The 17,611-nt window shown below is 70.5% G+C and carries 17 protein-coding genes; 11 read left to right on the plus strand and 6 right to left on the minus strand.

Translation table 11 applies throughout. From position 1 onward, the window contains the following. Together AC5RUH_RS15410 and AC5RUH_RS15415 are read right to left on the minus strand one after the other, a co-directional pair. Positions 1-1,419: DEAD/DEAH box helicase (locus AC5RUH_RS15410; protein WP_494129019.1), on the minus strand; the 1,419-nt coding region annotated here is incomplete at its 3' end. Positions 1,420-1,744: 325 nt separating this feature from the next. Further along, a complete protein-coding gene (locus AC5RUH_RS15415; RefSeq protein ID WP_494129013.1) occupies positions 1,745-3,286 on the minus strand; it encodes an RNB domain-containing ribonuclease in 1,542 nt (513 codons plus the stop codon). 51 nt (positions 3,287-3,337) lie between these two features. Between AC5RUH_RS15415 and AC5RUH_RS15420 the strand changes: the two genes are divergently transcribed. Both AC5RUH_RS15420 and AC5RUH_RS15425 read left to right on the plus strand, forming a co-directional pair. Continuing rightward, complete coding sequence (locus tag AC5RUH_RS15420; RefSeq protein WP_494012558.1) at positions 3,338-4,033, plus strand: ferritin-like fold-containing protein; 696 nt, start codon at positions 3,338-3,340, stop codon at positions 4,031-4,033. 109 nt (positions 4,034-4,142) lie between these two features. After that, a complete protein-coding gene (locus tag AC5RUH_RS15425; protein WP_494000276.1) occupies positions 4,143-4,478 on the plus strand; it encodes a 4a-hydroxytetrahydrobiopterin dehydratase in 336 nt (111 codons plus the stop codon). Between the two features lie 23 nt (positions 4,479-4,501). Here the strand turns inward: AC5RUH_RS15425 and AC5RUH_RS15430 are convergent, their stop codons facing one another. From AC5RUH_RS15430 to AC5RUH_RS15440, 3 genes are read right to left on the minus strand one after another with little or no spacing between them, the layout of a single operon-like run. After that, on the minus strand, positions 4,502-4,801 hold the full coding sequence (locus AC5RUH_RS15430; RefSeq protein ID WP_494000275.1) for a hypothetical protein: 300 nt from the start codon (positions 4,799-4,801) through the stop codon (positions 4,502-4,504). Positions 4,802-4,807: 6 nt separating this feature from the next. Beyond that, a complete protein-coding gene (locus AC5RUH_RS15435; protein WP_136784705.1) occupies positions 4,808-5,032 on the minus strand; it encodes a DUF3107 domain-containing protein in 225 nt (74 codons plus the stop codon). Positions 5,033-5,089: 57 nt separating this feature from the next. Further along, on the minus strand, positions 5,090-5,710 hold the full coding sequence (locus AC5RUH_RS15440; RefSeq protein WP_494000274.1) for a TetR/AcrR family transcriptional regulator: 621 nt from the start codon (positions 5,708-5,710) through the stop codon (positions 5,090-5,092). A gap of 118 nt (positions 5,711-5,828) precedes the next feature. On the opposite strand from AC5RUH_RS15440, the gene moeB reads away from it, so the two are divergent. Continuing rightward, positions 5,829-7,013, plus strand: a complete 1,185-nt coding sequence (moeB, locus tag AC5RUH_RS15445; protein ID WP_494129014.1) for a molybdopterin-synthase adenylyltransferase MoeB — start codon at positions 5,829-5,831, stop codon at positions 7,011-7,013. A 49-nt stretch (positions 7,014-7,062) separates the two neighbouring features. Here the strand turns inward: moeB and AC5RUH_RS15450 are convergent, their stop codons facing one another. Then, positions 7,063-8,391, minus strand: a complete 1,329-nt coding sequence (locus tag AC5RUH_RS15450; RefSeq protein ID WP_494129015.1) for a glutamyl-tRNA reductase — start codon at positions 8,389-8,391, stop codon at positions 7,063-7,065. 192 nt (positions 8,392-8,583) lie between these two features. Between AC5RUH_RS15450 and hemE the strand changes: the two genes are divergently transcribed. From hemE to hemL, 8 genes are all read left to right on the plus strand, one after another. Beyond that, positions 8,584-9,645: a uroporphyrinogen decarboxylase gene (hemE, locus tag AC5RUH_RS15455; RefSeq protein ID WP_494101892.1), complete on the plus strand. Its 1,062-nt coding sequence runs from the start codon at positions 8,584-8,586 to the stop codon at positions 9,643-9,645. A gap of 2 nt (positions 9,646-9,647) precedes the next feature. Continuing rightward, the gene (gene hemG, locus AC5RUH_RS15460) at positions 9,648-11,123 is read left to right on the plus strand and encodes a protoporphyrinogen oxidase (RefSeq protein ID WP_494129016.1); all 1,476 of its coding nucleotides are present in this window, start codon (positions 9,648-9,650) and stop codon (positions 11,121-11,123) included. 62 nt (positions 11,124-11,185) lie between these two features. Then, a complete protein-coding gene (gene hemQ, locus AC5RUH_RS15465) occupies positions 11,186-11,893 on the plus strand; it encodes a hydrogen peroxide-dependent heme synthase (protein WP_494012554.1) in 708 nt (235 codons plus the stop codon). Positions 11,894-11,949: 56 nt separating this feature from the next. Next, a complete protein-coding gene (locus AC5RUH_RS15470) occupies positions 11,950-13,083 on the plus strand; it encodes a ferrochelatase (protein ID WP_494129020.1) in 1,134 nt (377 codons plus the stop codon). Beyond that, complete coding sequence (gene hemC / locus AC5RUH_RS15475; RefSeq protein WP_494129017.1) at positions 13,080-14,051, plus strand: hydroxymethylbilane synthase; 972 nt, start codon at positions 13,080-13,082, stop codon at positions 14,049-14,051. Before AC5RUH_RS15470 ends, hemC begins: the two co-directional genes overlap by 4 nt. Positions 14,052-14,053: 2 nt before the next feature. Next, the gene (locus AC5RUH_RS15480) at positions 14,054-14,974 is read left to right on the plus strand and encodes a uroporphyrinogen-III synthase (protein ID WP_494074173.1); all 921 of its coding nucleotides are present in this window, start codon (positions 14,054-14,056) and stop codon (positions 14,972-14,974) included. Then, the gene (hemB, locus tag AC5RUH_RS15485) at positions 14,971-15,945 is read left to right on the plus strand and encodes a porphobilinogen synthase (protein WP_494000266.1); all 975 of its coding nucleotides are present in this window, start codon (positions 14,971-14,973) and stop codon (positions 15,943-15,945) included. The genes AC5RUH_RS15480 and hemB overlap by 4 nt, the downstream gene beginning before the upstream one ends. 80 nt (positions 15,946-16,025) lie before the next feature. Then, complete coding sequence (gene hemL, locus AC5RUH_RS15490; protein WP_494129018.1) at positions 16,026-17,360, plus strand: glutamate-1-semialdehyde 2,1-aminomutase; 1,335 nt, start codon at positions 16,026-16,028, stop codon at positions 17,358-17,360. The last annotated feature ends 251 nt before the right edge of the window (positions 17,361-17,611 follow it).

The following is a 17,611-nucleotide window of genomic DNA, read 5'->3' on the forward strand; positions in this document are numbered from 1 at the left end:
GCCGCCGCGGCGCGCACCGCCGCGGCCGCCGTCTTGGCGCTGGCCGCCGGAGCGGGCAGGGTGCTTTCCGGTCTCGCCCAGGTCTTCGAGCTTCTCGGCGTCGATGCCGGCGAGCTTGCGCTGGCTGCGCGGAAGCCTGCCCTTGGTGCCTTCGGGAATGTTCAGGTCGGTGAACAGGTGCGGTGAGGAGGAGTAGGTCTCCTGGGGTTCCGGCACGTCCAGGCCGAGGGCCTTGTTGATCAGGCCCCAGCGCGGGACGTCGTCCCAGTCCACGAAGGTGACGGCGGTGCCCTTGTTACCGGCGCGGCCGGTCCGGCCCACCCGGTGCAGGTAGGCCTTCTCGTCTTCGGGGCACTGGAAGTTGATCACGTGGGTGACGTCTTCCACGTCGATGCCGCGGGCGGCGACGTCGGTCGCGACCAGCACGTCCACCTTGTTGTTGCGGAACGCGCGCAGCGCCTGTTCGCGGGCGCCCTGGCCGAGGTCGCCGTGGATGGCGCCGGCGGCGAACCCGCGGTCGATCAGCTCCTCGGACAGCTTGGCGGCCGTGCGCTTGGTCTTGGTGAAGATGATGGTCCGGCCGCGGCCCTCGGCCTGCAGGATGCGGGCCACCACCTCGTCCTTGTCCAGGTTGTGTGCGCGGTAGACAACCTGGCGGATGTCCTTCTTGGTGATGCCTTCGTCGTCCGGGTCTGCGGCGCGGATGTGCGTCGGCTGCGTCATGTACCGCCGGGCCATGGCGATGACCGGTCCGGGCATGGTGGCGGAGAAGAGCATGGTCTGGCGTACGGCCGGGGTCGCGGCCAGCAGCGTCTCGACGTCCGGCAGGAAGCCCAGGTCCAGCATCTCGTCGGCTTCGTCCAAAACCACGATGCGGACGTTCTTCAGGCTCAGGTGCTTCTGGCGGTGCAGGTCGATCAGACGGCCGGGGGTGCCGACCACGACCTCGACGCCCTTCTGCAGCAGCTCGATCTGGGGCTCGTAGGCGCGGCCGCCGTAGATGACGGCGACGCGGGCGTTGCGCTGCTTGGAGGCGGTCATCAGGTCGTTGCCGACCTGCACGGCCAGTTCGCGCGTCGGCGCAACGATCAGGGCCTGCGGCGCACCGGGCACCGGAAGCTTGTCGAAGCCGTCGTCGTCCGGTCCCACCACCCGCTGCAGCGCGGGGATGCCGAAGCCCAGGGTCTTGCCCGTACCGGTCTTGGCCTGGCCGATGATGTCGTGGCCGCCGAGGGCCACCGGCAGGGTCATGGACTGGATCGGGAAGGGGTGGGTGATGCCGGCGTCGAAAAGCGACCGCACGATGTCCGCGCGGACGTTGAAGTCGGCGAAGGTCTGCTTGGGCAGTTCGTGGGGGCGTTCGTCGGAGGCCAGCACGGCCTCGACGACCAGTTCTTCGGCGCTGTTGTCAGCGTGGATGAGCTGTTCGCCAGCCACCTGTATATTTTCAGTGTTCAATTACATACCGTTCATTCAGGCGCCGACGCCGGCGGTGCTCAACGGTCCCGCAGGTGCTGCGGGAGCGGAACAAGGCGGAAGCGTGGCGCAACCAGTGGAAGCCGATCGCGGGCTAACAACTGCTTTCCCGGCCGGCCAACGAGGCAGCCAAGGAGGTTTAAGATCGCGTAGGGACGGATCTGTTGATGGATTCACTTCACTCAATCAACGACCGGGCATCCAGTACTACACGGTTAAGTCTACCGGTCGTTGGCAAACCGGCCCCCGCGCCGCACCGTGCGGGCACTTAACCGTCGGCCAGTTCAAAGTGCAGGCGCCGTTCCCCGATGTCCGCCGTGGTCAAGCGAACGCGCACCGTGGCCCCAGCCTCCAAGATTCCCGAGCACCGTGCGGTGACCGGCGGGTCGCTGAGCTGGACCACGCCGTACGGCTCCTGGCCGCCGTTGCCTTTGCCCCTGCCGGCCACCAGGACCTTCCCGTTGCCGTTGCCGTTCCCGCTCCCGCTGCGGCCGCCGGCGCCGTTTCCGTTTCCGTTGCCCGGGTACCGGGTGCCGGTGATCACGACGGCGTCGAATTCTTCCCCGACGCGGTGGCTCAGCAGCGCCGTTTCAACGGCGTCCAGGGCGGCGCGGTCCACCCGCCCCGCCAGCTGGTCGGAAGCCGCCATCAGCTTGGGCAGTTCCTCCAGCGCGTCCTGGGCCCACTGCGGGACGGGTTCGCCGGCGCACAGGGCATGGCAGATCACCAGCACGAAACGGTCCACCAGCCGCCGCAGGGGAGCCGTGGCGTGCGCATAGGGTGCGGCAATGGCGGCCTGCTGCCGTTCGGGCGGGAGCTCGCCGACGAACGGCGTGTAGCCGGCACCGCGGAAGAGGGCGGTGGCCCCGTGCATCAGGGCCAGCTGCTTGGGATCGGTGGTGTCCAGGCTGCGCAGATAGTCGCCGTAGGCCATCTCGTGCGGCCACGGGAACCCCAACGCCTCGGTCTGCCGGCGGTACTGGGCCTCGGCGTCCGCGTCCGGTCCCGGCATGGTGCGCAGTATCCCGATCCGGCCTGCCAGCATGATCTCGGCCGCGGCCATCCCGGTCATCAGCGATATCTGGGCGTTCCAATCCTCCACCGGCAACGGCGGCCTGGTGACAATGAAGTAGTGCCGGCCGTCATGGGCGATCTCCTGGTCGGGGACATTCAAGCTCGCCCCGCCGCGCTCGCGTTCGAGCTCCACCCGCTTGCTGCCCACTTCCTTTAGCAGCAGCAGGGTGGGCGCCGCATCGCCCGAATCGATGTCCTGCTGCACCTGCTCGTAGTTCAGCTTGGCCCGGCTCCGCACCCTGGCGCGTTCCAGGGTGGCCGCGGTGACGCGCGCGGCGGCGTCGAGCTCGAATCGCCACACATAGGCCGACCGCAGTTGGTCCGCCAGCAGCGACCCGGCCTGTTCGCCGATGACGTCGGGATGCAGCGGGATCCGTCCGTCCGGGGCGTAGATGGTCTGGCCCCGCCGCCGGGTTTCGGCATCCAGTTCGCCGCCGGCCTCCACGAAGGAGGGGACGTCGGCGATCGCGTACCAGACCGTGTAACCGCCGTCGGTGGACTCGATGTACAGGGCCTGGTCCAAGTCGGTGGACGCGGGCGGATCGATGGTTACGAATTCCAGTGCGGTCAGATCGGTCTCCGGCAGCCGATGGGCGGCCACGGCGGCCCGGGCCTCCGCGAGTGCGCCCGCGTCGAACTCCTGCGGCAGGTCGAACTCTGTCCGCAGGTCTTTCAGCACCCGTGCCAGCAGATGCTGGGACTCGTTGACCTTCGGGTCCAAATGCGGGTACGGCACACGGTTAGCCTAACGGCAGCCGCGTCGAAATGGGACGCTACCCTTGGATTCATGAGCACCGTGAGCACCGTTCCCGCAGCGCCCGGCGAGGATTCCGGCCGCCGCCGGCAATTCCTGATCGATCTGTACGGCGTGATGGCCTACGGCGAGCTGTCCGCCTTCGAGCGGTTTTCCTCCGACGCACGCTTTTCGCCCACCCTGCATGACCGGGCCGCCGTCGGCCGGCTCGCGGTGACCGAGTTTGAACATTTCGAGGCCGTGGCCGCGCAGCTGGAGCAACTCGGCGTGGACGTGGAGACGGCCATGGCCCCGTTCCAGCCCTCCATCGATGCCTTCCACGACCGGACGCGCCCGGCCGACTGGTACGAGTCCCTGATGAAGGCCTACGTCACCGACGGCGTGCTGGGGGACTTCTACCTGCACATCGCCGGAGCCCTCGACAGCGAGACGCAGAAGCTGGTTGCCCGGATCAAGGAGAACACCGAGCAGATCTCCATGATCGCGGCCCGGCTGCAGCAGGTGCTGGCCGACGATCCGCGGCTGGCCTCGCGGCTGGCGCTGTGGGGGCGCAGGCTGGTGGGGGAGGCCTTGACCCAGGCCCAGCGGATCGGGATTGAGCGCGCCGTGCTCAGCGAGCTGATGCGGGGGCAGGATCCCGACCGGCAGGCACAGGCCACCGGAGAGTTGTTTGCCCGGCTGACCCAAAACCATTCGCGCCGAATGAATGACCTGGGCCTGACGGCGTGAGTGCAGGCCTTCAACGGGGTTGGCTTCACCGGTAGGCTGGCGGCACAGGCGGCCGCAAGCCGCGGCAGCCGGGCCGCGCGGCAGACCGCCGCGCAACCGGGAGGGCATCGTGGGACGTGCGAAAGACGTACTCGACAGTGAGGAAATAGACCGGCAGCTGCGCGGGTTGCCGCAGTGGCGCTACGCGGACGGAGCGCTGGTCAGCGCGTTCAAGCTGGACAATGGGCGCGAGGCCCTGAACTTCATTGCCGCCGTGGGCGACCTGGCTGAGGAGCAGCGGCACCACCCGGACCTGGACTGGCGGTACAACAAGGTCTTGTTGCGCTTCACGTCGCATGACGCCGATTCGGCAGTCACTACCCGTGACGTGTCCGCGGCGGCAGCGGTGAGCGTGCTGGCGCGGAAGCTTGGCGCGGACGCGGACCCGGACGGCTATCCCGGCTAGCTTTCCTGCCCGGCCGGCTTCGTTCAGCCCAGCAGGGCGGTCAGCCGTTCGGTATCCCGCTGCACGCGGCGGCGTCCGATCCACCAGGCACCGGCCCACGCGGCCGGAACGGAAACGGCCATCGGCAGCAGCCAGGACAGGAAGTGCACGCCCGGTTCGGAGCCGAGGCCGGCGGCCATGAGGACGAACCAGAGCAGCACCGCCGCCGCCACCGCGATCCCGGGCAGCAGCAGCACCCCGTAGGCGTGGCGCCGCCGGTCCACCGCCCAGGCGGTGAAGCCGACGGCGGCGGCGACGAGCACCAGCAGGACCAGTGCGACCATGGGTGGTTAGAGAGCGCCGAATCCGACGGGGCGCGGCCCCTCGGCGCCGATCTCGACGTAGGCCAGGACATTGGACGGGATGATGACCAGGCGTCCCTTGGCGTCGGTCAGGCGCAGCTCGGCGCCGCCGTTCATGGCGCGGCTCGCGATCTCGGCCACCTCGTCCGGCGACTGCGACGAATCGAGCACGATTTCACGGCCGACGTTCTGCATGCCGATCTTCACTTCCACGCTGATGCCTCCTGGTAATGCTGTAAGCCGGGTGGGTTCCCTACTGGCGAATCTATCCTAGGGTTCCTTCGGGAAGCGTGAAATTCCGCGCCAAGCTAAACGGTAGATCAGTTCGCTCGCGGCGTCCTGGTCCAGTTCCCCGCCTGAGCGCAGCCAGTGCCGGGCACTGATCTGCGCCATGCCGGCCAGGGCCCGGCCCAGCAGTGTGGCCTCGACCGCCGAGAGCTTGGTGTCCTCGGCGATGACTCCGGCGATGGCGCTGGCCAGCCGCGCATTGAAGTCCTCCAAGCGGCCGCTCACGTCGGGGTCGTTGTTCAGGTCGGATTCGAAGACCAGCCGGTGCGCCTGGCTGTCCTGGGCGATGAACTGGTAGTAGGCCCGGATGGTGGCGTGCACGCGGAGTTTGTTGTCCGTCGTCGAGTTCAGCGCAGCCATCAGCATCGCGTTCAGCGATTCCAGGTGGTGATCCAGCAGGGCCAGATAGAGCTCCCGCTTGCCGGGGAAGTGCTGGTAGAGCACCGGCTTGCTCACGTTCGCTGCGTCGGCGATCTCGTCCATCGCCGCCGCATGGTAGCCATTGACCACGAAGACCTCGTGTGCCGCCTGCAGCAGCTGGCGCCGTCGTTCCTCCCGCGGCAGTCGGGTGGGCTTGGCGGCTGAGCGGGGTTCTGTCGTCACGGTAGTACACGGCCTCTTCCGGCGCTGCGGTCAGGAAAACTTACAGCGCCACGGTGCAGTAAGTGTCAGTCCCGACCAGTCTACGCACCAGCAACCGGCTGGGGCGTAGATTGGAAGAATGAGCACCTTGGAGACCCGGCGGCTGCCGCCGCTCGTGGAACCGGCAGCGTCCCTCAGCAAGGCCGAGACCGAGCGGTATTCGCGGCACCTGATCATCCCCGAAGTCGGCATGGCCGGCCAGCTGAGGCTGAAGAACGCCAGGGTGCTGGTGATCGGCGCCGGCGGCCTCGGATCGCCGGCCATGCTGTACCTGGCCGCTGCGGGGGTGGGCCGGATCGGGATCGTGGACGACGACGCGGTGGAAGCGAGCAACCTGCAGCGCCAGGTCATCCATGGCGTGGCGGACCTGGGGCGCAGCAAGGCGGCCTCGGCGCGGGACAGCATCCTGGCGCTGAACCCCGGAGTGGATGTGGTGCTGCACGAGGTCCGGCTGGACACCGGCAACGTCCTGGAAATTTTCGCCGGCTACGACGTCATCCTGGACGGCACCGACAACTTCGCCACCCGGTATCTGGTCAATGACGCCGCCGCGCTGCTGGGCAAGCCCTACGTGTGGGGATCCATCCTGCGGTTCGACGGGCAGGTCAGTGTCTTCTGGGACGCCCACGGGCCGAACTACCGCGATCTCTATCCGGAGGCGCCGCCGCCCGGTTCGGTGCCGTCCTGCGCCGAGGGCGGTGTGCTCGGCGTCCTGTGCGCACAGATCGGCTCCGTGATGGTCAACGAGGCGATCAAGCTGATCACCGGCATCGGGCAGACGCTGTTGGGCCGGGTCCTGGTCTTCAATGCCCTCCAGATGAGCTGGCGGGAGCTGAAGGTGCGCAAGGATCCGGACGCCGATCCGATCACCGGGCTGGCCGACTACGAGGCGTTTTGCGGGGTCGCGCCGCCGCGCCGGGTCGATGCCGACCACGCCGTCGACGCCCGCACCCTGTCCCGGATGCTGGCCGACCGCGATGCCGGCGGGGGCGACTTCGAGCTGATCGACGTCCGCGAACCGGGCGAATACGAAGTGGTGAACATCCCAGGCGCCGTCCTGCTTCCGAAGGGACGCATCCTGTCCGGCGAGGCCCTGGAGGACCTGCCCCGGGACAGAGACCTGGTTTTCCACTGCAAATCGGGCGCGCGCTCGGCCGAAGTCCTGCAGAGCCTGCTGGCTCGGGGCTACACCCGGGTATCCCACCTCGACGGTGGAATCCTGGCGTGGGTCAGGGACGTGGAGCCCTCGAAGCCGGTGTACTAAGGGTCACCCTGGCGCCGGTCGCGGCCGCCTGCAGGCGGCCGCGACCGCCTCAGGCTGTGGCGGCCTCGTCGCCGTGCCCGGCGACCGGGCAGGACGCCGCATCCGAGGCCCGGGGCAGGGCGGGTTCTTCGACCGTGATGCCGTACAGCGCTTCCAGGGCGGCAATGTAACGCTCCTGCTCGCCGTTGGCGGCCAGTTCCCGCGCCCGCACGGTGGGCAGGTGCAGCAATTGCTTGACCATGCGGCGCATGGCGAACTCGACTTCCTGGGCCGGGCCGGTGCAGCCGTGCTGCGAGCGCACTTTCTCGAGCTCGTTCTCCAGTACCTGCATGGTGTGCTTGCGAAGCGCCACGATGGCGGAGTCCACGCTGCGCGCCTGCCGGCTGGCCTCGAAGCTGCGCGCCGCGTTGGCGACGATCTCGGCCGCCTGCTGCACGGATTCGGCCTGTTCCTCGGGCGCGGCCATCCGCACGGACTCCAGCGTGATCAGCTCCACGCCCTCGAGCGCGCCCACGGCGGGATCAAAGTCGTGGCTCAGCGCGAGGTCGATGATCGTGAGCGGCTTGTCGACGCCGGTGCGCACCCCGGCCACGCGCTCGGCACTGACCTGGTTGTCGCTGCCGCTGCAGCCGATGACGACGTCGGCGGATGCCATCGCGCTGTCCAGCGCCGCGTGGGTCAGCGGGACGCCGCCGCGGGTTTCGGTGAAAGCCGCGGCGCGGCCGGAAGCCGAGTAGACGCTGATGTGGGTGCAGCCGCGTTCGCGCAGCAGCGCCATGGTGGCCCCGGCATACGCGCCGGTCCCGAAGAGTACAACCTGCTTGCCCGACCAGTCCTTCTCGACGGCCAGATCCGTGGCGAGGTCCAGCGCGACCGACACGATCGAAAGCCCGCGGCCGCCGAGTGCCGTCTGCGTCCCGACGTCCTTGGCCGTCCGGGAAGCGGTCTGGAAGAGCCGGACCAGCCCCCCGCTCGCGGTGCCCTTTTCCTGCGCCTCGATCAGGGCCCGACGCACCTGGCCGGCCACCTCGCGTTCGCCGACCACGGCCGAATCCAGGCCGGCCCCGACCGCGAACAGGTGCCGCGCAACATCCTCGCCGGTGTTTACGTCGAAGGAGCGGGCGACCAGCGCGTCGTCCAGCCCCGAGCAGCGGCTGATCTGTTCAATGAGCGCGGCGCGGGCGGCCTCCAGGTCGGACTCGCTCTCGGTCTCGCAGTAAACTTCCACCCGGTTGCAGGTAGCCAGGACCACGGCTCCGGTGACCGGGGACCCGTCTGCGAGCACGTCGGTATCGATCCGGGAGGTGCCGGCACTCAGGCGGGCCACCGTTTCCAGATCGACCTTGGAATGGGTTGCAACAAGTGAAAGTAAGACCACAGCGCCTCTATCTTAGCGGGAAGCCAGCGTCGGCTCCTCCAAGCTTGGCCCATTAACCCGGCGTTAACCTGGTTTCGGGCGCCGCCGGCGCCGGTGATATTGGCCACTCGGGCCGGTGGCCGCCGCCATCCCGCGCTCCCGGCGCCGCCCGCGGTTGGCCAGAAGCAGGGCCGCTGGACCAGAATCTATGTCATGACACTCAATGCTTCCCATCCCCTGGTGGATGGGCGTACCGCCGACTCGGACCTGATCACCGCCTACCGCGGAGGGAAGCCGGGCCGCCGTCCTGTCTGGTTCATGCGGCAGGCCGGGCGCTCATTGCCCGAATACAAGGAAGCGCGGCAGGGCATCGCGATGCTGGATGCCTGCCTGAAACCGGAACTGGCGGCGGAAATCACCCTGCAGCCGGTGCGCCGCCACGATGTGGACGCAGGCATCTTCTTCTCCGACATCGTTATCCCGTTGAAGCTGGCCGGGGTGGATGTTGACATCGTCCCCGGTGTCGGCCCGGTCCTTGGCGCACCCGTCCGCACCGCCGCCGACGTCGCCGCCCTGCCGGTACTCACCGACGAATCGCTGGAGCCCATCCGCGAGGCGGTCCGGCTGACGGTGGCCGAGCTCGGCGCCAAGCCGCTGATCGGCTTCGCCGGCGCCCCGTTCACGCTTGCCGCGTACATGGTGGAGGGCCGGCCGTCCCGCGACCACTTGGGGCCGCGCACCATGATGCATGCCGACCCGGAGACCTGGGATGCCTTGGCCGGCTGGGCCGCGGACGCTTCGGGCAAGTTCCTGCGGGCGCAGTTGGAAGCGGGCGCCAGTGCGGGACAGCTGTTCGATTCCTGGGCGGGTTCGCTGTCCCTGGCTGACTACCGCCGGCGCGTGGCACCGGCGTCGTCGCGCGCCCTGGACCACGTCCGCCACCTGGGCGCGCCGCTGGTCCACTTCGGCACCGGAACGTCCGAACTGCTCGTGGCCATGCGCGACGTCGGGGCGGACGTGATCGGCGTCGACTACCGGCTGCCGCTGGACGAGGCGAACCGCCGGCTGGGCGGACGCACGCCGCTGCAGGGCAACATCGATCCGGCGCTGTTGTCGGCGCCGTGGGAGGTGCTGGAGGCCCATGTGCGCGAGGTGCTGGCCGCCGGCAGCGGCGCCCCGGGCCACGTGGTCAACCTGGGCCACGGCGTGCCGCCGGAGACGGACCCGGAGGTCCTGACCCGGGTGGTCAAGCTGATTCATTCCGTGGCCCCGTAGCCATGCAGCACCCGCATCCGCAGCCCGCCCGCCGTCCCGAACGGCAGGGCGGGCGCAAGCCCAGGCCGGGCACCGCCGTCGTCGTCGGCGGCGGGATCGGCGGCCTGGTCGCTGCGCGCGAGCTGGCGCTGGCCGGCGTCGAGGTGACGGTCCTGGAGCGTGGCCCCCGGTTCGGCGGCTGCGTGGTCCGGCATGAGGTGGGCGGGCTGATGCTCGACGCCGGCGCCGAATCTTTCGCGACGCGCTCCAGCGTGGTCCCGGACCTGATCGGCGAACTGGGCCTGGGCAACGACATTGTCCAGCCGAACCCGGCCGGCGCCTGGATCCAGCTGCCGGACGGTGCGCAACGGCTCCCGAAGACGGGCGTGCTCGGCATCCCGGCAGACCCTTCCGACCCGGACGTGGTGCGTGCCATCGGCCGCCGGGCGGCGTTGCGCGCCTCGGGCGACAAGGTCATGCCGCTGGGTTCGCTGCTGCGCCGCGAGCAGCTCAGCCTGGGCCAGCTGGTGCGCGCCCGGATGGGTGATGCCGTGCTGCAGAAACTGGTCGCGCCGGTGGCAGGCGGGGTGTACTCGGCGGATCCGGATGTGCTGGACGTGGACTCGGTGATGCCGGGCCTGCGCGCCTCGGTGGCCGCCCACGGGTCCCTGGCCGCCGCGGTGGGCGCCATCCGGAAGGCCGCCCCGGCCGGTTCCAACGTGGCCGGCATCGCCGGCGGCATGGGGCGGCTGACCGAGGCCCTGCTGGCCGACCTGAAAGCCCGTCACGTGGCCCTGCACACCGGGGCGGAAGCCACAGCCGTCACCCGGCACGGCGGCGGGTGGCAGGTCGAGTCGGCGGCCGGGACGTTCCGCGCGGACGCCGTGATGCTGGCGGCCGATGGCGCTGCCGCCGTCCGGCTGCTCTCCGGCGCCGTCCCCGGGCTGGCCGGACTGGAACCCGAAACCGGACCCGCCGTCTCGCTGGTGACCCTGGTGGTGGACCTGCCCGACCTCGACGCCATGCCGCGGGGCACCGGCATGCTGGTGGCGCCGTCGGTGCGCAACGTCAAGGCCAAGGCACTCACCCATGCCACCGCCAAATGGCCGTGGCTGGCGGACGAAGCCGGCCCGGGAAGCCACGTGCTGCGGCTGTCCTACGGGCGCGCGGTGGGGCAGCGGGGCGCCGAGGACTTCACCGGCTGGGCCGACGACAGGCTCTACCGCCAGGCGCTGGCCGATGCCAGCTTCCTGCTGGGGGTGGCCGTGGGCGACGACGACGTGGTGGGCTCGAAGGTGGTGCGCTGGACCAACGCGCTTCCGTCCGCCACCGTGGGGCACCGCGAGCGGGTGGCGGCGGTGCGCCGCGAACTGGTTGCGCATCCCGGGCTGGGCAGCACCGGGGCATGGCTGGCAGGCACCGGGCTGGTGGCCGTGGTGGGGGACGCACGGCGCCGTGCACGCGATCTCGCCGCACGGCTGCAGCCGGCGGCGCACTGATCTTCTACAATATGTAGAAGTGGTTTTCGATTAATTACGATGCAGAAGGCAGACTGGTAAGCATGAGCGAATCGGCAAGGTCAGAGTCAGCAATCCCCGCCGCCGGCGGCACCGACGAGGAACTGTTCTACACCCTCTGGACGGTCTTTAAGCGCACCGGCGCACCGGTGGATCCGTCCGCGGCCGCGGCGTTCGATGAGACGGTTGCCGAACTCGCCGGCCGCAACGTCACCCTGCGCGGCGCGTACGACGTTTCCGCCATGCGCGAGGACGCCGACGTGATGATCTGGCTGCACGGACCGCAGCCGGACGAACTCCAGGCGGCGGTCCGCGACATCCGCAGGACCCCGCTGTTCGCCCCCGCCGAGATGGTCTGGTCCGCGATGGGCGTCCACCGCGATGCCGAATTCAGCAAGAACCACGCCCCGGCCTTCTCCCTGGGCAAGGACCCGGAGGCCTGGCTCTGCGTCTACCCCTTCGTGCGCTCCTACGAGTGGTACCTGCTGCCGGCCGAGGAACGCGGCAAGATGCTGCGCGACCACGGACTGCTCGGCCGCGACTTCCCGCAGGTGCTGTCCAACACGGTCGCCTCGTTCGCGCTGGGGGACTGGGAATGGATCCTGGCCCTGGAAGCCCCCGAACTGATCGACCTGGTGGACCTGATGCGCCACCTGCGCTACACCGACGCGCGCAACCACGTGCGCGAAGAGATCCCGTTCTACACCGGCAGGCGCATCAGCATTGCCGAAATCGCCGAGGTGCTGCGGTGAACCAGTCCGCCGAACCGTCCTTTGACCCGCGTGCCGGCGTCGCCGCCGACGGAACCATGCAGCCGAAGAAGTACGACGCCCTGCTGCTGGCCTCCTTCGGCGGCCCCGAGGGCCAGGACGATGTCATCCCCTTCCTCCGCAACGTCACCAGCGGCCGCGGGATCCCCGATGAACGGCTGGAAGAAGTCGCCACGCACTACCGCGCCAACGGCGGCGTCAGCCCCATCAACGAGCAAAACCGGGCACTGAAGGCGGCGCTCGAGGCCGAGCTGGCCCGCCGCGGGATCGAGCTGCCGGTGCTCTGGGGAAACCGCAACTGGGATCCCTACATCACCGACGTTTTCAAGGAAGCGTACGACGCCGGCCACCGCCGCGTGCTGGCCGTGACCACCAGCGCCTACGCCGGCTACTCAAGCTGCCGCCAGTACCGCGAGGACTTCGGCATGGCCCTGGTCGAGACCGGGCTCGCCGGCAAGCTGGAAGTGGACAAGGTGCGCCAGTACTTCGACCACCCCGGCTTCGTGGAACCGTTCGCCGAAGGCCTGGCCGAGGGCCTGGACCGGGTACGGGCCGACCTCGCCGCGCAGGGGGCCGCGGACGCGCCGGTCCACGTGATGTTCGCGACCCACTCGATTCCCCTCGGGGACGCCGAAAACGCCGGGCCCCGCGGGGTGGACTACGAGGGCGGCAGCGCCTACGTGGCGCAGCACCTGGCCACCGCCCGGGCCGTCCTGGACCGCGTGCCGGGAGCAGCCGGCGTCAACTGGTCGCTCGTCTACCAGTCCCGCTCCGGCGCGCCGCATGTGCCGTGGCTGGAGCCGGACATCAACGACGCGCTCGAAGAGCTGCCCGCGCAGGGGGTCAAGGGCGTGGTCATCGTGCCGCTGGGCTTTGTCAGCGACCACATGGAGGTGATGTGGGACCTGGACACGGAGGCACTGGAGACCTGCCGCGGCCTCGGGCTGGCCGCCGCCCGCGTGCCCACCCCGGGCGTGCACCGGAAGTTCGTCGAGGGCCTCGTGGACCTGGTCTGTGAGCGCACGGTGGAACAGCACCGCGCGGACCGCCCGGCGCTGACCGGCCTGGGACCCTGGATGGACGTGTGCATGCCCGGCTGCTGCGCCAACCGCCGCGGCGAGAAGCCGACGGTGGCCGGCATGGATTCGACCGTGGGGGTGCCGCAGCCATGACCGTCACAGTCCGCATCGGCACCCGCGGCAGCGCCCTGGCGGTCACCCAGACCACCACCGTGGCCGAGGCGCTGGCCGCCGGCGGGGCCCTGGAGTATGAACTGGTCCGGATCAAGACCGAGGGCGACGTGCTGCGGGGGCCGCTGGCCCAGATCGGCGGAACCGGAGTCTTCACCGCCGCGCTGCGCGAGGCCCTGCTGGATGACCGCTGCGACGTGGCCGTGCATTCGCTGAAGGACCTGCCCACCGGCGTGGCCGACGGGCTGCAGATCGCCGCCATTCCCGCCCGCGTCGACGTCCGCGACGCCCTCTGCGCCCGGGACGGGCTGACCCTGGCCGCGCTGCCGGCCGGCGCCAAGGTCGGCACCGGTTCCCCGCGCCGGGCCGCCCAGCTGCGTGCCGCCCGCCCCGACCTGGACGTGGTGGATATCCGCGGCAACGTGGACACCCGCCTGGGACGGGTCAAGGGGCTCACGGGCGAAGAAAGGCACGAGGGAAAGCACGCAGATCTCGACGCCGTGGTGCTCGCCGCGGCCGGGCTGGCACGGCTGGGGCGCACCGAGCACGTCACGGAGCTGCTGGATCCGTCGGTCATGCTGCCGGCCCCCGGCCAGGGCGCGCTGGCCGTTGAATGCCGGGTTGCCGACGCAGCTTCCGGGACGGCGCTGGCCGGCGCGCTGGCCGACTACGACGACGCGGACACCCGCCTGGCGGTGACGGCCGAACGGTCGCTGCTGGCGCGGCTGGAAGCCGGCTGCAGCGCCCCGGTCGGGGCGCTGGCATCGGTCGACGCCGGCTCCCTGGTGCTGCGGGCCGTAGTCTGCAGCCCCGACGGCAGCCGGCTGCTGCACGGCGAGCGGACGGTGCAGGCAGCGGGTTCCGAGGATGCCGTGGCCCTGGGCGCACGACTGGCTGAAGAGCTGCTCGGGCAGGGTGCCGGCGACCTGATGAGCCTGGCCGGGCGCTGACGATGGCGTTGCTGTGGCAGCGCGGCGCGCCGGACAACCAGCTGCAGGGCCTGCGGGTGGTGCTGCCGCGCAGCCCTGACCGGGCGGCCGGCATGGCCGCCGAACTGGTCCGCCGCGGCGCGTCCCCCAGCGTCCTGCCGCTGATCGACTTCGAACGGACGGACAAGCCGGACGAACTGGACCAGGCCCTGACCCTGCTGGCGCAGAACAAGGCCGTCTGGCTGGTCATTACCAGCATCACGACGGTGCGGGCGCTGAAGGCGTGCGCCCTGGAGCGTGGCACCAGCCTCGCCGCGCTGGCAGGGGACACGAAGATTGCGGCCGTCGGAAGCCCGAGCGCCAGGGCGCTGGAGGCCGAGGGCCTCACCGTCGACCTGGTGCCACCCGGCAGCATGGACGCCGTCGGCCTGGTCGATGCCTGGCCGCTGCCGCCGGAAACCGCCGGCGGCCCGGCCGAGCGGATGCTGGTCCTGCTGCCGCAGGCCGACATCGCCGCGCCCACGGTGTTCGAAGGCCTGATGGCGAAGGGCTGGCAGGTGCTGCCCGTGACCGCCTACCGCACGGTGGACTACCCCGCCCGTCCCGAGCTCCGCCTGACCGCGGAATTGGAGATCGCCGCCCGCGAGCCCGCCGACGACCTGGAACTCATCACGGCCGCGGATTTCCGCAGCCGCGCCGGCAACGGCGCCATCGACGCCGTCGTCCTGACCTCGCCCAGCGTCACCAGGCGGCTGGCGGGACTCCTTGACCCGTGGCCGGCCGGACTGCGGCTGATCGCGATCGGTACCAGTTCCGCTCGGCAGGCCGCCGAACTGGGCTTGGAGATCGCCGCCACCGCTGCCGAACCGACGCCGCCCGGCATCGCCGACGCCCTGGCGCGGTCGCTTGAAAACCATCCCACCGAACCAGAAGGAACGCCATGAGCTTCCCCTCCCACCGGCCGCGCCGGCTGCGGGCCACCGAGGCGATCCGCCGGATGACGGCGGAGGTCCGGACCCACCCGAACCAGCTGATCCTGCCCGCCTTCATCCGCGAAGGCCTCAGCGAACCGGTGCCGCTGCAGTCCATGCCGGGCGTGGTCCAGCACACCACCGACACGCTCAAGCGCGCGGCCGCCGAGGCCGTGGAGCTGGGCCTCGGCGGCATCATGCTCTTCGGAGTTCCCCAGGTGCGCGACGCCACGGGCAGCGCCGGAGTGGATCCCGACGGCGTGCTGAACCGCGCCATCGCCGACGTGAAAGCGGAGGTCGGGAACGACCTGGTGGTGATGGGCGACGTCTGCCTGGACGAGTTCACCGACCACGGCCACTGCGGCGTGCTGGCCCCCGACGGCACCGTCGACAACGACGCCACGCTGTCGATCTACGCGGAGATGGCCGTCGCCCAGGCGGCTGCCGGCGCGGACGTGCTCGGTCCCTCCGGCATGATGGACGGACAGGTGGCGGTGATCCGGCAGGCACTCGACGAGGCCGGCTACCAGGACGTCTCCATCCTGGCGTACGCCGCAAAGTATGCCTCGGCCTTCTACGGGCCGTTCCGCGAAGCGGTCGACTCGCAGCTGACCGGGGACCGGCGGACCTACCAGATGGACGCCGCCAACCGGCGCGAAGCCATCCGGGAAGTGGAACTGGACCTGGCCGAAGGCGCGGACATGGTCATGGTCAAACCCGCGATGAGCTACCTGGACATCCTCTCCGACGTGGCGGAGATGTCTCCGGTGCCGGTGGCCGCGTACCAGATCTCCGGCGAGTACGCGATGATCGAGGCAGCCGCCGCCAATGGCTGGATCGACCGGAAGGCGGCCATCCTGGAATCTGTCCTGGGCATCCGCCGCGCCGGCGCCGACATGGTGCTGACCTACTGGGCCCCGGAAATCGCCCGCTGGCTGAAGTAACCGTTCACCGTCGGCCGCCGGTTGCCGCGCCCCACGACCCGTCCGCAGCGGATTCCGCTGTCCCGAAAGGACCCAAGACCATGATTGAAGCCATCCGCTCCGAGGAACTCTTCGAACGCGCCCGCCAGCTGATGCCCGGCGGGGTGAACTCACCGGTCCGGGCCTTCGGCTCCGTCGGCGGGACGCCGCGCATGATGGTCGGTGCCAAGGGGGCCTACCTCACCGACGCCGACGGGCGCGAGTACGTAGACCTCGTGTGCTCCTGGGGCCCGGCCCTGCTGGGCCACGCCCATCCGGCCGTCCTCGAGGCCGTGCACACGGCCGTGGACCGGGGACTGTCCTTCGGCGCCTCCACGCCCGCCGAATCCGAACTGGCGGCCCTGGTCGTCGGCAGGGTCTCCGCCGTCGAGCGCCTCCGCATGGTCTCCACCGGCACCGAGGCCACGATGACCGCCGTGCGCCTGGCCCGCGGCTACACCGGCCGCAACCTGGTCGTGAAGTTCGCCGGCTGCTACCACGGGCACCTGGACGGGCTGCTGGCCGCCGCGGGCTCGGGCGTGGCCACCCTGGCCCTGCCGGGTTCGGCGGGCGTCACCGAGGCGACGGCCGCGGAGACCCTGGTGCTGCCGTACAACGACATCGCCGCCGTCGAGGAAGTGTTCGCCGGCCGCGGCAGCCAGATCGCCGCCGTCATCACCGAAGCGGCCCCCGCGAACATGGGCGTGGTCACCCCCGCCGACGGCTTCAACGCGGCCCTGTCCCGCATCACCCGGGAGCACGGGGCGCTGCTGATCCTGGACGAGGTGCTGACCGGCTTCCGCACCGGCTACGCCGGCTACTGGGGCCTGACCGGGGGAGCCGACGGGGCAGCCGATCCGTTCGTGCCCGACCTGTTGACCTTCGGCAAGGTCATCGGCGGCGGCATGCCGGTGGCGGCCCTGGGCGGCCGCGCCGACGTGATGGATTACCTGGCGCCGTCCGGTCCCGTCTACCAGGCCGGCACGCTCTCCGGCAACCCGATCGCCATGGCGGCCGGCGTCGCGACCCTGACCGCCGCGACGCCCGCGGTCTACGCGGCGATCGACGCCCGCTCGCTCGAACTGCAGGCCGCGCTGACCGCCGCCCTGTCCAAGGCCGGCGTGGACCACAGCATCCAGACCGCGGGGAACCTGTTCAGCGTGGCCTTCGGCACCTCGGCCAACGGCGTCCACAACTACGCCGACGCCCAGGGCCAGGAAGCCTTCCGCTACGCCCCCTTCTTCCATGCCATGCTCGACGCCGGCGTCTACCTGCCGCCGTCGGTGTTCGAAGCGTGGTTCCTTTCGGCGGCGCACGACGACGCCGCGATGGAGAGAATCTTCGCCGCATTGCCGGCGGCCGCGCGGGCTGCCGCGGCGGCCACGCCGCCGGCCTGACCGCAACTCCGGTGCCGGGGGCGGGGGTTGCCGTCCGGCTGCCGCCCGGTCCCGGGGACAGCGGCATGGCAGACTGATGCTGACGGCGGTACACGGAACCGCCGCGCGAACCCAGGAGCGTGCAGATGGGCCTGTTCTCCAGGCGCAGGCAAACACCGGAAGACTACGACGCCGAGACGCTCCGCCCGGAGGCCGCGGACGACGCCGCGCCGCCCCTGGCGGACGCCGCGACGCCCCTGGCGGAGGCCGGG

It is taken from the genome of Arthrobacter sp. Y3223166 (genome assembly GCF_059090935.1).

Coding starts and splice junctions, on each gene's coding strand:
- hemB (WP_494000266.1), top strand. CDS start 14,971: ATGAGCTTCCCCTCCCACCGGCCGCGCCGGCTGCGGGCCACCGAGGCG.
- hemE (WP_494101892.1), top strand. CDS start 8,584: ATGACACTCAATGCTTCCCATCCCCTGGTGGATGGGCGTACCGCCGAC.
- hemG (WP_494129016.1), top strand. CDS start 9,648: ATGCAGCACCCGCATCCGCAGCCCGCCCGCCGTCCCGAACGGCAGGGC.
- AC5RUH_RS15430 (WP_494000275.1), bottom strand. CDS start 4,801: ATGGTCGCACTGGTCCTGCTGGTGCTCGTCGCCGCCGCCGTCGGCTTC.
- hemL (WP_494129018.1), top strand. CDS start 16,026: ATGATTGAAGCCATCCGCTCCGAGGAACTCTTCGAACGCGCCCGCCAG.
- AC5RUH_RS15470 (WP_494129020.1), top strand. CDS start 11,950: ATGCAGCCGAAGAAGTACGACGCCCTGCTGCTGGCCTCCTTCGGCGGC.
- hemC (WP_494129017.1), top strand. CDS start 13,080: ATGACCGTCACAGTCCGCATCGGCACCCGCGGCAGCGCCCTGGCGGTC.
- hemQ (WP_494012554.1), top strand. CDS start 11,186: ATGAGCGAATCGGCAAGGTCAGAGTCAGCAATCCCCGCCGCCGGCGGC.
- AC5RUH_RS15420 (WP_494012558.1), top strand. CDS start 3,338: ATGAGCACCGTGAGCACCGTTCCCGCAGCGCCCGGCGAGGATTCCGGC.
- AC5RUH_RS15480 (WP_494074173.1), top strand. CDS start 14,054: ATGGCGTTGCTGTGGCAGCGCGGCGCGCCGGACAACCAGCTGCAGGGC.
- moeB (WP_494129014.1), top strand. CDS start 5,829: ATGAGCACCTTGGAGACCCGGCGGCTGCCGCCGCTCGTGGAACCGGCA.